Source organism: Micromonospora sp. NPDC049004 (assembly GCF_040649315.1).
GTDB lineage: Bacteria > Actinomycetota > Actinomycetes > Mycobacteriales > Micromonosporaceae > Micromonospora.
The window spans coordinates 9672-23966 of sequence record NZ_JBEZFG010000010.1 but is presented as its reverse complement, the minus strand read 5'-3'; the positions used below and the strand labels follow the sequence as shown (position 1 = coordinate 23966).

Here is a 14295-nt window from a genome sequence, read left to right as displayed (position 1 = left end):
GACTCCTTGAGGGCGTCACGACGACCGCCGCCGTCCACGAAGCAACAGGAAGATCAGGTACGGGCCGCCGATCGCGGCGGTCAGCACACCGGCCGGCAGTTGGGTGGGTGCGAACAGCCGCCGGCCGGCCAGGTCGGCCAGCACCAGCAGCAGCGCGCCGAGCAGCGCGGCGCAGACCAGCGGGGGCCGTTCGGCGCGGACCAGCCGGCGGGCCAGTTGGGGTGCGACGAGCGCCACGAAGTCGACGGCGCCGACCTGGGCGGTGACCATCGCGGCGACGAGCACGCCGGTGCCGGCGAGCCCGATCCGGCGGGCCACGGGACGCAGCCCGACGCCCCGCGCGGTGTCGTCGTCCAGGGCGGTGCTGTTCAGCGCCCAGCCGGCCCAGGCCAGCACCGGCAGCAGCACCAGCATTGTGCCGGCGATCCAGGCGGCCTCGGTCCAGCCCTTGCCGGCGAGGGTGCCGATCAGCCAGATCTGCGCCCGCAGCCCGTCGATCGGGTCGGCGGTGAGCATGACCACCTCGGTGAGCGCCCGGAAGGCGAACGCGACAGCCACGCCGGCGAGGACGAACCGCTGCGCGGCCAGTCCGTGCCGGGCGCCGAGGGCGAACAGCAGCACCGCCGCCAGCAGGCCGCCGACCAGCGCGCTCGGCGCCACCAGCACCGCCGCCGCACCGCTGGTCAGCGCCACTGTCGCGGCGAGGCCGGCGCCCTGGGTGATGCCGATGACGTCCGGGCTGGCGAGGGGGTTGCGCGCCACGCTCTGGATCAGCGTGCCGGCCACGCCGAAGGCCGCCCCGGCCACCGCGGCCAGCACGATCCGGGGCAACCGCAGATCAAAGACGACGAGGTCGTACGGGGTGCCCGCGCCGGAGAGCGCCCGCAGCACGTCGGCCGGGGCGACGTACGGGGTGCCGAGGGACAGGCTGAGCAGCATCGCGAGCAGGAGCAGCACGGTCAGCACGGCGGCGACCAGCACCGCCCGGCGGCGGATCTGCAGGCTGACCGGGCCGAGCCGCAGCAGCGACCGTCCCGGCAGTCGGGCAGAGCCGCCACCGGGCGAGGCGGCGGGGCCTGCCGGGCCGGGGACCGGGCGCTGGGCGGTCGTCACGCGGTCACCACCCGGGCGCGGCGGACCAGCACGGCCAGCAGCGGCGCACCGATCAGGGCGGTGATGATCCCGGCCGGTATCTCGCCGGGCGGGGCGACGAGCCGGCCGACGACGTCGGCGCCGAGCAGCAGTGCGGGCCCGAGCAGGGCGGAGACGGCGAGGGTCCAGCGGTGGTCCGCGCCGACCAGGGCACGGGCCAGGTGCGGCACGGCCAGTCCGACGAAGGCGACCGGCCCGGCGGCGGCCACCGCGGCGCCGGTCAGCAGCACCGCGGCGAGGCCACCGGTGAGGCGGACCAGCCCGATGCGGTGGCCCAGGCCGCGGGCCACGTCGTCGCCGAGGGCCAGCGCGTCCAGGCCGCGGGCCACCAGGACCGCCAGCAGCAACCCGACGAGAACGAAGGGCAGCACCTGGGCGGTGACGCCGAGGTCCCGGCCGGCCAACCCGCCGACGACCCAGAACCGGTACTCCTCGAAGGTGCGGGCGTCGATGCTGAGCAGCGCGTACACCCCGGAGGCGAGGCTGGCGTCGAGCGCCGCGCCGACCAGCGCGAGGGTGACCGGACTCGCGCCCTCGCGGGCCCGGCTGGCGATGGCGAAGACCAGCAGCCCGGCGACCAGCGCCCCGGCGATGCCGAACCAGACGTAGCCGGCGAGCGTGCCGACGCCGAAGACGGAGATGGCGAGCACCACGCCGAACGACGCGCCGGCGCTGATGCCGAGGATGCGGGGCTCGGCGAGGGGGTTGCGGGTGAGCGCCTGGAACAGCACCCCGGCCACGGCGAGGGCGAGCCCGACAGCGAGGCCCAGGGCGGTACGCGGAATGCGCAGTTCCCGGACGATCGTGCTCGCGTCGCTGCCGTCCGGCGCGACGAGGGCGTGCCACACGGCACCGACACCGAGTGGCCGGCTGCCCAGCGCGAAGCTCGCCAGCACGGCGAGCAGCAGCACCAGTGCCGCCCCGACGGTGACGGCCACCCGCCGGCCGGTACGGGTACCGGACCGGTTGCGGGCCGGCGTCGGCCGGTCGACGAGGGTGGTCACGAGTCTCCTGCACGTTCGAGCTTAGGTTCGCCTAACCTTAGCCGACCTGCAGAAAGTGACCTAACCGGCGTCGGTCGATGCCGACCCGGACGTGTCCGGGTCGCGTGCCGTGCTGCCGTCCCCGGTCGCCGCACCGCCGCCCGGCAGCACGTCCAGTGGCCGCATCATCTCGTTGTCCTCGTGCTCCAGGAGGTGACAGTGCCAGGCGTAGCGGCCGGGCAGGTCGAAGCGCGCCTTGATCCGGGTCACCTCCCACGGGTACGCGAGCACCGTGTCCATCCGCCCCCGTTCCCCCGGAGCCGGCGGCACCCGGCCCGAATGCCCGCGGCCGAGCACCTCGAACTGGGCCTGGTGCAGGTGGATCGGATGGACCAGTCGGGTGAAGTTGCGCAGTTCCCACACCTCGGTGGCGCCGAGGGTCGGCTGCTCGGTCGCCGGATCACTCCAGCGCATGGGCCGAGGACGGCCCCGCTCGTCGAGGGTGCCGAGCAGCATCGTCATCGACCCCGACGAGCCGGACATGCGCTCGTTGAGCGACAACCGCCGAACCCGCTGGGCCGCCGGCAGCCCAGGATGTGCCGGCAGCCGCAGCTGCTCCGGCGGCACGCTCGGGTCCGGGCCGGTCGCCTCGGTGACCACGAAGCGCAGCACCTGCCCGGTGGTTCGCGGATCGGCCGGCGGGAAGTCGACCCCGGGCCGGCCACCGCGGTACGCCCAGTCGGGTCCCTCGTTGACGAGGTACAGCTCGGTACCGGCGGGCACGTCGGTGAAGTCGACGATGGCGTCGACCCGCTGGGCGGGGCCGAGGCCCACGCGTTCGTGCGACACCGGCTCGGGCAGGAACCCGCCGTCGCTGCCGATCTGCCAGATCGGCAGCACCGGGCGGGCCGGCCGCGCCGTGGCGTGGGCAGCCACGCTCAGCAGCAGAAAACGATTGTTCGAGGCGTTGAGCAGGCGGAACCGGTAGCGCCGCCGCTGCACCGTGAGGCTGGGCCAGGTGCGACCGTTGACCACGATTGTGGAGCCGGCGCCGTGCCACGAGCGCTCCCCCGGGTAGAGCAACTCGCCGTCGGCGGTGAAGCTCCGATCCTGGATCATCAGCGGAATATCGCGGTAGCGGACGTCCGGAGGGTCGTCGTGGGCCGGCCCCGGGCCGGGTAGGACCCCGTCCGGCAGGTCGTCGCCGCCGAGCAGGTAGAAGCCGGCCGGTCCGGCGTAGACGTTCTGGGCGGTCACCCCCAACGTGTGGTCGTGGTACCAGAGGGTGCCCGGCGCCTGGTCGTTGGCGTACTCGAAGGTGGCCGAGCCCGGCGCCCAGCGCAGACCGGAACGCTCGGCGAAGCGGGACCGGAACTCGTCGTACACGCTTCCGCAGACGGCGAAGTCGGACGGCAGATCGCGCGCCACCGGCAGGTACCACGCCTCGGCGTGCCCGTCGCTCTCCTGCGGGCTGTGTGCACCGTGCAGATGCACCACCTGGGGCACCGGCCCGCGGTATCCGCGCGGGTCGCCGTCGCGACGGCCGTGCTGGTCCCGGTTGGCGTTTCCGCCGGCGGGGTTGGCCCAGTGCAGGGTGGGATCGACCGGCAGCAGGTGCGGCAGAAAGTCGCCCCGCCCGTCGACGAGTTGATTGACCCAGGTCACGCGCACCGGGTGGTTCACCCGCGCCACGATGCTGGGCGCCGGAGAGCCGAAGCTGCCGGGGTGGGCCGTCGAGCCGTAACCCCACACCGTCGTACGCGGCCACGAAGGCGGCAGGATCTGCTGGCGGAACTGTCGTACGCCGATGACGTACGTGTCCCGCTCCGGACCGGTCGCCACGGCCGGCATCGCCGGTGGGATCCGCAACGGCGCGACGTACTTCGGGATGTCGGCGGCGTCCAACGACGCCACTCCGGCGAGCGCGCGGCCCGCGGCCGTGGAGCCCGCCGGGACCAGTACCGCCGCGCCACCGGCGGCACCGGCGGCAAGCAGCCCTCGTCTGGTGACCATGCCACACCTCCCATTCGCATCCCATTCCCCGATAAGAGAATGAGTTTCGCGGAAGGGGACAAGTGCGACAGAACACCGATGCCACCCGTAAGAGGGACATCCGGCCCCGATCGCGCCATAGGGTGTGAGCATGCGATTCGACAGGCACACGGTCGTCCTCCTGATCCGGCCGTCGGATCCGCCGGACCTGCCACTGGAGGCGATCGACCGGGTGCAGAGCGCCCACCTCGCCCATCAGGCGGGGTTCGTGGAGCAGGGGCTGGTGCTGGCGGCCGGGCCGTTCCTGGACGCCGACGACGGGCAACTGCGGGGCTTCGTCGTGTTCTCGATCTCGCCGGAGGAGGTACGCGCGCTCTACGCCGACGATCCGGCCGTCCGCGCCGGCCTGCTCGTCGCACGGGTGACGAGTTGGATGGTGCCCGAGGGCAACGTGCGGTTCGAGAGCGTGCCGATGCCCCGGTCGATGCTGGAGGCGGCCTCCGGCGACTGAGGCCGGCGAATCGGAACCCTCGACGGTCGGCCGAGCGGGCTCTTGACGGTCAGCCGGGCAGGCCCTCGATCGGGACCACCCGCAGGTCGTCCACCTCGCCGACGATCACCCGCAGCGACGGAAAGTAGGCACCGAGCACCTGAGCGCACCTGTCGCACGGCTCGATGACGGCGCGGCCCCGGTCGGTGACCGTGACGATCGTCTCCAGCTCGGTCACGCCCTGCGTGGCGGCGGTGCCGATCACGACCAGTTCCGCGCAGGTGTCGCCGCTGTCGTGCTGGATGTTCACGCCGGAGAACACCCGCCCGTCGGCGGTCCGGGCGGCCGACGCACCGGTGTGGCGCTGGCTGCGGCACCGCAGCTTGGCGACCGCCGTGGCGGCCTGCACCAACGCCCGGTCGGTGTCCCGCAGCTCCATCCCGGCCCCCCAGCGCTCGACGTCGGCCGCAACTCTAGACGGCCGTGGACGCGCTGCCGCACCGCTTGAGGCGGTAACCCAGGGGCGATCCGCCGCCGCGCTGCCTATCCTTGGGCACGACATGCAGAATCCAGCCGCCTCCGCCGCGACCGATCCCGTCCGCGAGCTGCACCGCCGCCTCACTCCCCTGATGTTCCGCGACCAACGCCGGCTCCAGCGGCGCCTCGACGGTGCCCGCAAGCTGCGCGACCCGCAGCGCCGGGAGGCGGCGCTTACCGAGATCACCGCCGAGCTGACCCGGGCCGAGCAACGGCTGGCCGCCCGGCGGGCGGCGGTGCCGGTGATCACGTACCCGGCCGGGTTGCCGGTCAGTGACCGCAAGGACGACATCGCGGCCGCCATCCGTGATCATCAGGTGGTGATCGTGGCCGGCGAGACCGGCTCCGGCAAGACCACCCAGATCCCCAAGATCTGCCTGGAGCTGGGGCGCGGCGTCAACGGCCTGATCGGGCACACCCAGCCCCGGCGGCTGGCCGCCCGCACGGTGGCCGACCGGATCGCCGACGAGCTGGGCACTGAGCTGGGCGACGTGGTCGGCTACAAGGTGCGCTTCACCGACCAGGTCAGCGACCGCAGCCTGGTCAAGCTGATGACCGACGGCATCCTGCTGGCCGAGTTGCAGACCGACCGGATGCTGCGCCAGTACGACACGTTGATCATCGACGAGGCGCACGAGCGCAGCCTCAACATCGACTTCATCCTCGGGTATCTGCGGGAGCTGCTGCCCCGCCGACCCGACCTCAAGGTGATCATCACCTCGGCGACCATCGAGACCGACCGCTTCGCCCGGCACTTCGCCGGCCCGCCCACCGCCGACGAGCCGCAGGGCGTACCCGCGCCGGTGGTCGAGGTCTCCGGGCGCACCTACCCGGTGGAGGTGCGCTACCGGCCGCTGGTCGAGGTGGCCGAGGGCGACGAGGACGGTGACGGCGACGAGGACAACGTCCGCGACCAGATCCAGGCGATCGGCGACGCCGTCGAGGAGTTGGCCGCCGAGGGGCCCGGCGACATCCTGGTCTTCCTCAGCGGCGAGCGAGAGATCCGGGACACCGCCGACGCGCTGGGCAAGCTGGTGCAGTCCAAGCGGTCCCTGCTCGGCACCGAGATCCTGCCGCTGTACGCCCGGCTGTCCAGCGCCGAGCAGCACCGGGTCTTCGCCGCGCACAGCTCGCGCCGGGTGGTGCTCGCCACCAACGTGGCGGAGACCTCGCTGACCGTGCCCGGCATCAAGTACGTGGTGGACCCGGGCACCGCCCGGATCTCCCGCTACTCCAGCCGGCTCAAGGTGCAGCGGCTGCCCATCGAGCCGGTCTCCCAGGCGTCGGCAAACCAGCGCAAGGGCCGCTGCGGGCGTACGTCCGACGGCATCTGCATCCGCCTCTACGACGAGCAGGACTTCCTGTCCCGCCCCGAGTTCACCGACCCGGAGATCCTGCGCACCAACCTGGCGTCGGTCATCCTCCAGATGACCGCGATCGGGCTCGGCGACCTGGCCGCGTTCCCGTTCATCGACCCGCCGGACAGGCGCAACATCACCGACGGCGTCAACCTGCTGCACGAGCTGGGCGCGCTGGACCCGACCGAGGCCGACCCGGGCAAGCGGCTCACCGCGCTGGGCCGGCGGCTGGCCCAGTTGCCGGTCGACCCGCGGCTGGCCCGGATGGTGGTCGAGGGCGAACGAAACGGTTGCGCCACCGAGGTGCTGGTGATCGCCGCCGCGCTGTCCATCCAGGACCCGCGCGAGCGGCCGGCGGAGAAGCAGGCCCAGGCCGACCAGGCGCACGCGCGGTTCGCCGACAAGGAGTCGGACTTCGTCGCGTACCTCAACCTGTGGCGCTACCTGCGCGAGCAGCAGCGTGAACTGTCCTCCAGCGCGTTCCGGCGGATGTGCAAGGCGGAGTACCTGAACTACCTGCGGATCCGCGAGTGGCAGGACATCGTCAGCCAGTTGCGCCAGGTCCTGCGTACCCCTTCCGAAGGCGACCGGCGGGGTGGGCGACCGGCGCGCGACACCTCGGACGACGCGGACGCCGGCCGGGGTGCGGGCCGGCGCGGCGGCGCGGACCTGCCGGAGGAGATCGACACCCCGAAGGTGCACCAGTCGCTGCTGCCGGGCCTGCTGTCGCACATCGGCCTGAAGGACGCCCAGAAGCACGAGTACCTGGGCGCGCGGGGCGCGAAGTTCGCGCTCTTTCCCGGCTCGGCGTTGTTCAAGAAGCCGCCGCGCTGGGTGATGGCCGCCGAGCTGGTGGAGACCTCCCGGCTGTGGGGCCGCATCGCCGGCCGGGTCGAGCCGGAGTGGGTCGAGCCGCTCGCGCAGCACCTGGTCAAGCGCAGCTACAGCGAGCCGCACTGGGAGAAGAAGCAGGCCGCGGTGATGGCCTACGAGAAGGTCACCCTGTACGGCGTTCCCCTGGTCACCTCCCGCAAGGTCAACTTCGGGCGGATCGACCCGGCGCTGAGCCGGGAGCTGTTCATCCGGCACGCCCTCGTCGAGGGCGACTGGCAGACCCACCACCGGTTCTGGGCGGACAACAAGCGCCTGCTCGCCGAGATCGAGGAGCTGGAGAGCCGCGCCCGACGCCGCGACATCCTGGTCGACGACGAGACCATCTTCGGTTTCTACGACCAGCGGATCCCCGCCGACGTGGTCTCCGGCCGGCACTTCGACACCTGGTGGAAGAAGACCCGCCGCGAGCAGCCCGACCTGCTCACCTTCACCCGCGACGTGCTGGTCAACGACGGCCGCGCGGGGGTGGACGAGGACGACTACCCGGACGAGTGGCTGACCCAGGGGGTGAGCCTGCCGCTGACGTACCGCTTCGAGCCGGGCACGCCGACCGACGGCGTCACCGTGGACATCCCGCTGCCGCTGCTCAACCAGGTGCCGGCCGAGAGCTTCGACTGGCAGGTGCCGGGGCTGCGCGAGGAGACGGTGATCGCGCTGATCCGGACGCTGCCCAAGGCGATCCGCCGCAACTTCGTCCCGGTGCCGGACTACGCGCGGGCCGCGCTCGCCGCGATCAGGCCCGGCGAGGAACCGTTGCTGGACGCGCTCACCCGCCAACTGCGGCGGATGACAGGCGTCACAGTGCCCCGCGACGCCTGGGAGCCGGGCAAGCTGCCGGCCCACCTGCGGGTCACCTTCCGGGTGCTCGACGCCGACGAGAAGCCGGTCGCCGAGGGCAAGGACCTGCCGGCCCTGCAACGTCAGCTCCGTCAGGAGGTCCGCCAGGTGGTGGCGGCCGCCGCACCGGAGGTCGCCCGGACGGGGCTGCGCGAGTGGAGCGTCGGCACCCTGCCCCGGACGATCGAGCAGGTGCGCGCCGGCTACGCGGTGACCGCGTACCCGGCGCTCGTCGACGAGGGCGCGACGGTCGGGGTGAAGGTGTTCGACTCCCCCGCCGAGGCGGAGGCGGCGCACTGGGCGGGCACCCGTCGACTGCTGCGGCTCACCGTGCCGTCCCCGGCCCGGTTCCTGCAGGGCCGGCTGAGCAACGAGGCGAAGCTGGCGCTGAGTCGCAACCCGCACGGCGGTGTGCAGCAACTGATCGAGGACGCGGCGGGCGCGGCCATCGACCGGCTGATCGGCGAAGCCGGTGGGCCGGCGTGGGACGCCGAGGGCTTCGCCGCGCTGCGGGAGAAGGTCCGCGCCGACCTGGTCGACACGGTGGTCGAGGTGATGGACCGGGTGCGCAAGGTGCTCGCCGCAGCCTACGCGGTCGAGCAGCGGCTCGGCGCCACCCGCAACCTCGCCGTGGTGGCGGCGCTGGCCGACATCCGCAAGCAGCTCGCCGGGCTGGTGCACGCCGGTTTCATCACCGAGACCGGGTACGCCCGCCTGCCCGACCTGCTGCGCTACCTGACCGCCATCGAGCGCCGGCTGGACCGCCTGGGCGGCAACCCCCAGCGGGACCGCCAGCAGCAGGACCGGATCGCTGTGGTGCAGAAGGAGTACGACGACCTGCTCACCAACCTGCCCCCGGCCCGCCGCCAGGAGACGGCCGTCCGGCAGATCCGCTGGATGATCGAGGAGTTGCGGGTGAACGTGTTCGCGCAGGCGCTGGGCACCCCGTATCCCGTCTCCGAGCAGCGGATCTACCGGGCCATGGACGAGGCCGAGGGCCGCTGACCCGGCCGGCGCGGCTCTGGCCCTGGCCGGGCCCGTCAGGTCAGCGGTTCCACGCCGGGCGGCAGCTCGCCACGGTCGATCGCCGACTGGATGTAGTCGAGCAGGATCCGCCGCAGTTCCCGACCGGCGTGGGTCGGCACGATGTCGCGGCGGCGGGCCACCGCGATGGTCCGCCGCACCCCGGGCGGGGCGAGGGGGGTGATCCGCACCCCGGGGCGGCGGGCCAGCACGATGCCCGGCACCAGCGCGATGCCCAGTCCTGCCTCGACGAAGCTGAGCACCGCGTCCATCTCGCCGCCGTCCACCGCGAAGCTCGGTTCGAAGCCCGCCTCGCGGCACGCCTGGATGGTGGCGTCGCGCAGGTCGTAGCCCTCCCGGAACATCACCATCGGCTGGTCGCGCAGGTCGGTGATGCGCAGCTCGCCGGTCGTCGACGCGGTGGGCACCTCCCCCACCGAGGCCACCACCAGGCTCTCCCGCAGGATCGGGTCGACCCGCAGACCCGGGTCCGCGCCCTGGGCCGGCATGATGATCAGGGCCAGGTCGAGGTCGCCGCGCAGCAGGTCCCGCACGAGATCCTGGGAGCCGCCCTCCTCGACGCGCAGGTCGACGGTGGGATGCGCGTCGCGGAACCGACGCAGCACCGGCGGTGCGAGCGAGGTGGCAAGGCTCGGGGTCGCACCGAGCCGGACGCGACCCCGCCGGAGCCCGACCAGCTCCTGCACCTCCCGGGTCGCGGTCTCCACGTCGGCGAGGATCCGGGTGGCCAGCGGCAGGAGCACCTCACCCGCCGCGGTGAGGGCGATGTTGCCCCTTACCCGCTCGAACAGCGGTGCCCCGAGGTCGGTCTCCAGAGCGTGAATTTGCTTACTGAGAGAAGGCTGAGTGATGCCGACGATGTCGGCGGCTTGGGTGAAATGTCGTACTTCGGCCACCGCAACGAAGTACCGGAGCTGATGGAGCTGCATCTACATAGCCTAAGGCTATTAACACTACGAGTTTGATGCATTGGACGACTGATCGAAGTGCTCCTAGCGTCGGTCCCGTGGTAATGACGAAAACTCGGTCGCCCATCCGCTCGAACGTCGGCCTCAAGGCCGTCATGGCGGTGACGGGCATCCTGCTGGTGCTGTTCCTGATCGCCCACATGCTCGGGAACCTGAAGGTGTTCACGGGGGAGACCTCGTTCGACCACTACGCGCACTGGCTGCGCGACATCGGTAAGCCGCTGCTGCCCGGTGTCTGGTTTCTGTGGATCCTGCGCACCGTCCTCGTGGTGGCCGTCGTCGCCCACATCTGGGCCGCCACCGTGCTGGCGATGCGCGCCCGCGCCGCCCGCCCGGTCAAGTACGCCCACCGCAAGAAGGTTCGGGGCAGCTACGCGGCCCGCACCATGCGCTGGGGCGGCGTGATCATCCTGCTGTTCGTGATCTACCACCTCCTGGACCTGACCACCGGCACGCTCAACCCGGTCGGGACCGAGGGCAAGCCGTACGGCAACGTCGTCGCCGACTTCGCGCCGGAGCGCTGGTACGTCACGCTCTTCTACACCCTGGCGATCGTCACGCTCGGCTTCCACCTGCGCCACGGCGCGTTCAGCGCGTTCCGCAGCCTCGGCCAGCAGACACCCCGGGGCGAGCGCCGGGCGCGCAACGCCGCGCTCGTCTTCGCCGTGGTGCTCTGCGCCGGATACCTGGTGGTCCCGTTCGCCGTTCTCACCGGATTGGTGTCCTGACATGGAACTCTTCACCGAGGGCGACCCGATCGCCGACACGAAGGCTCCCGCCGGCCCGATCGAGAAGCGCTGGGAGACCCGGCGCTTCGAGGCCAAGCTGGTCAACCCGGCCAACCGCCGCAAGATGACGGTGATCGTGGTCGGCACCGGCCTGGCCGGCGGTTCGGCCGCGGCGACGCTGGCCGAGCAGGGCTACCACGTCAAGTCCTACTGCTACCAGGACAGCCCGCGCCGGGCGCACTCGATCGCCGCGCAGGGCGGCATCAACGCCGCGAAGAACTACCGCAACGACGGCGACTCGGTGCACCGGCTGTTCTACGACACCGTCAAGGGCGGCGACTTCCGCTCCCGGGAGTCGAACGTGCACCGCCTGGCCGAGGTGTCGGTCAACATCATCGACCAGTGCGTCGCCCAGGGCGTGCCGTTCGCCCGCGAGTACGGCGGCCTGCTGGACACCCGCTCCTTCGGCGGCGCCCAGGTGCAGCGCACCTTCTACGCCCGGGGGCAGACGGGCCAGCAGCTGCTGCTCGGCGCGTACCAGGCCCTGGAGCGGCAGATCGGCCTGGGCAACGTCGAGATGAACGCCCGGCACGAGATGCTGGAGCTGGTCCTCGTCGACGGCAAGGCCCGCGGCATCGTCGTCCGCGACCTGGTCACCGGCGAGATCAGCACGGAGATGGCCGACGCGGTGGTGCTCGCCTCCGGCGGCTACGGCAACGTCTTCTACCTCTCCACCAACGCCAAGGGCTGCAACGTCACCGCCACCTGGCGGGCGCACCGCAAGGGCGCGTACTTCGCCAACCCCTGCTACACGCAGATCCACCCGACCTGCATCCCCGTCTCCGGCGACCACCAGTCGAAGCTGACCCTGATGAGCGAGTCGCTGCGCAACGACGGCCGGGTCTGGGTGCCGAAGAACAAGGGCGACGACCGCAACCCGCGCGACATTCCCGAGGACGAGCGGGACTACTACCTGGAGCGGATCTACCCCTCCTTCGGCAACCTGGTCCCCCGCGACATCGCCTCCCGCGCCGCGAAGAACGTGTGCGACGAGGGCCGGGGCGTCGGGCCCACCAAGCTCGGTGTCTACCTCGACTTCGCCGACGCGATCGACCGGCTGGGCCGCAAGGCCATCGAGGCCAAGTACGGCAACCTCTTCGAGATGTACGAGCGGATCACCGGCGAGGACCCGTACGAGGTGCCGATGCGGATCTACCCCGCCGTGCACTACACGATGGGCGGCCTGTGGGTCGACTACGACCTCCAGTCGAGCATCCCGGGCCTGTTCGTGATCGGCGAGGCGAACTTCTCCGACCACGGCGCGAACCGCCTCGGCGCCTCGGCGCTGATGCAGGGCCTCGCCGACGGCTACTTCGTGCTGCCGACCACGATCGCCAACTACCTGGCCTCGGGCCCCCTCGACAAGGTCGACGCCAGCCACCCGGCGGCGGTCGAGGCGCGTACCGACGTCGAGGACCGCATCCAGCGGCTGCTGGCGGTCAACGGCGACCGGACCGTCGACTCGTTCCACCGCGAGCTGGGCCAGATCATGTGGGAGCACTGCGGCATGGAGCGCAGTGAGGCCGGGTTGCGCAAGGCGATCGGCGAGATCCGCGACCTGCGCGACGCGTTCTGGCAGCGGGTCAAGGTGTCCGGCACGGGCGAGGAGCTGAACCAGTCGCTGGAGAAGGCCGGCCGGGTGGCCGACTTCTTCGAGCTGGCCGAGCTGATGTGCATCGACGCCCTGCACCGCGAGGAGTCCTGCGGAGGGCACTTCCGGGCCGAGCACCAGACCCCCGACGGCGAGGCGCAGCGCGACGACGACCGGTTCGCGTACGTGGCGGCCTGGGAGTTCACCGCCACCGGTGAGCCCTCGGTGCTGCACAAGGAAGACCTGAAGTTCGAATACGTCCACCCCACGCAGCGGAGCTACAAGTGAACCTGACCCTGCGCATCTGGCGCCAGAAGGGCCCTGAGGACAAGGGTCGGATGGTGACCTACCCGGTCAACGACGTGTCCCCGGACATGTCGTTCCTGGAGATGCTCGACGTACTCAACGAGCGGCTGATCCTCGACGGCGAGGACCCGGTGGCGTTCGACCACGACTGCCGCGAAGGCATCTGCGGCATGTGCGGCCTGATGATCAACGGTGACGCGCACGGGCCGCAGCGCGGCACCACGGCCTGCCAGCTGCACATGCGGCAGTTCACCGACGGCGAGACGATCGACATCGAACCGTGGCGGGCCAGCGCCTTCCCGGTCATCAAGGACCTGGTGGTCAACCGGGGCGCCTTCGACAAGATCATCGCCGCCGGCGGCTACATCACCGCGCCGACCGGCAGCGCGCCCGAGGCGCACTCCACCCCGGTCGCCAAGGCCAACGCGGACGCCGCCTTCGAGTCGGCGGCCTGCATCGGCTGCGGCGCGTGCGTGGCGGCCTGCCCGAACGGCTCGGGCATGCTCTTCACCGCCGCCAAGCTCACCCAGCTCTCGCTGCTGCCGCAGGGCCAGCCGGAGCGCTACACCCGGGTGATCGGCATGGTCGACGCGCACGACGAGGCAGGCTTCGGTGGCTGCACGAACGCCGGCGAGTGCACGGTGGCCTGCCCGAAGGGCATCCCGCTGAACACGATCGGCCGGCTCAACCGCGACTACCTCGCGGCCACCACGAAGGGCGCCGGCAACACCCCCGGCTCCTGACCACGGCCCCGGCCACTCCTGGCCACCCCGGACCGCCGTGCCCCGAACCTCGGGCACGGCGGTCCGGCGTACGGTCGACGCCCGCCGACGCAGCGACCGATCCAGCCCGGGCCCCGCCCCCGGCCGGGACCTTGGCCTGGCCCGAGCGCATGATCCACTCGATATCGCCGATGTGGCGGTGTCCGAGGCGCTCGAATACCGCCGCATCGGCGAAATGGAGTCGATCATGCCGGTGCACCCCCGGTGTACGTGCCGCTTCACCCAACACGGCGGACAAAAAGGGTGAATGCTCGCGACTCTCGCCGCTTCCGGATGCCTTGACCGGGAAGCACGACCTGATCAACTCGGCATCCAGGAAGTCGGCCTGTGCCGGCACCCATGACACCCCGACTTCCGGAAACCCGAGTCGATCAAGGAGGGCCACCGTCGCCCAGCACAGGCCACGAACCGGCCGCGCCAGCCCCCGAAGGCACGGACGGCGACCATCGCGGGCTGGGGGCGACCGTGCCCGGCGCAGGGATCAAGCCTGACCGCCCGGAGCCGGGCACCGGCGCCCCCCGCCCCACCCCCAACCCCCCGCCAACCCCAGCCCCGTCGCCCCCACCCCCCAAC

At 71.9% G+C, this 14295-nt stretch carries 10 protein-coding genes; 5 read left to right on the top strand and 5 right to left on the bottom strand.

The genetic code is table 11. The annotated features are described in order from the left end of the window. Positions 1-15: 15 nt before the first annotated feature. Genes AB0B97_RS26495 through AB0B97_RS26485 form a run of 3 tightly spaced genes read right to left on the bottom strand, consistent with a single transcriptional unit; the run spans position 16 to position 4148 of the window. The gene (locus AB0B97_RS26495; protein ID WP_357497391.1) at positions 16-1113 is read right to left on the bottom strand and encodes an iron ABC transporter permease; all 1098 of its coding nucleotides are present in this window, start codon (positions 1111-1113) and stop codon (positions 16-18) included. Continuing rightward, positions 1110-2156, bottom strand: a complete 1047-nt coding sequence (locus tag AB0B97_RS26490) for an iron ABC transporter permease (RefSeq protein ID WP_357497389.1) — start codon at positions 2154-2156, stop codon at positions 1110-1112. The genes AB0B97_RS26495 and AB0B97_RS26490 overlap by 4 nt, the downstream gene beginning before the upstream one ends. A gap of 60 nt (positions 2157-2216) precedes the next feature. Then, positions 2217-4148, bottom strand: coding sequence for a multicopper oxidase (locus tag AB0B97_RS26485; protein ID WP_357497387.1), 1932 nt, complete (start codon positions 4146-4148; stop codon positions 2217-2219). 130 nt (positions 4149-4278) lie between these two features. On the opposite strand from AB0B97_RS26485, the gene AB0B97_RS26480 reads away from it, so the two are divergent. Next, the gene (locus tag AB0B97_RS26480; protein ID WP_234587861.1) at positions 4279-4638 is read left to right on the top strand and encodes a YciI family protein; all 360 of its coding nucleotides are present in this window, start codon (positions 4279-4281) and stop codon (positions 4636-4638) included. 49 nt (positions 4639-4687) lie between these two features. Here AB0B97_RS26480 and AB0B97_RS26475 read toward each other — a convergent pair whose 3' ends face one another. Next, positions 4688-5056, bottom strand: coding sequence for a cytidine deaminase (locus AB0B97_RS26475; protein WP_357497384.1), 369 nt, complete (start codon positions 5054-5056; stop codon positions 4688-4690). Between the two features lie 121 nt (positions 5057-5177). On the opposite strand from AB0B97_RS26475, the gene hrpA reads away from it, so the two are divergent. Then, positions 5178-9248, top strand: coding sequence for an ATP-dependent RNA helicase HrpA (gene hrpA, locus AB0B97_RS26470; protein WP_357497382.1), 4071 nt, complete (start codon positions 5178-5180; stop codon positions 9246-9248). A 35-nt stretch (positions 9249-9283) separates the two neighbouring features. On the opposite strand, the gene AB0B97_RS26465 is transcribed toward hrpA, so the two are convergent. Continuing rightward, positions 9284-10216, bottom strand: coding sequence for a LysR family transcriptional regulator (locus tag AB0B97_RS26465; protein ID WP_234587864.1), 933 nt, complete (start codon positions 10214-10216; stop codon positions 9284-9286). An 83-nt stretch (positions 10217-10299) separates the two neighbouring features. On the opposite strand from AB0B97_RS26465, the gene AB0B97_RS26460 reads away from it, so the two are divergent. From AB0B97_RS26460 to AB0B97_RS26450, 3 genes are read left to right on the top strand one after another with little or no spacing between them, the layout of a single operon-like run. Continuing rightward, positions 10300-10983, top strand: coding sequence for a succinate dehydrogenase cytochrome b subunit (locus tag AB0B97_RS26460; protein ID WP_357497380.1), 684 nt, complete (start codon positions 10300-10302; stop codon positions 10981-10983). Between the two features lies 1 nt (position 10984). Further along, a complete protein-coding gene (locus AB0B97_RS26455; RefSeq protein WP_357497378.1) occupies positions 10985-12922 on the top strand; it encodes a fumarate reductase/succinate dehydrogenase flavoprotein subunit in 1938 nt (645 codons plus the stop codon). Beyond that, the gene (locus AB0B97_RS26450; protein WP_357497376.1) at positions 12919-13683 is read left to right on the top strand and encodes a succinate dehydrogenase/fumarate reductase iron-sulfur subunit; all 765 of its coding nucleotides are present in this window, start codon (positions 12919-12921) and stop codon (positions 13681-13683) included. Before AB0B97_RS26455 ends, AB0B97_RS26450 begins: the two co-directional genes overlap by 4 nt. Positions 13684-14295: the final 612 nt, after the last annotated feature.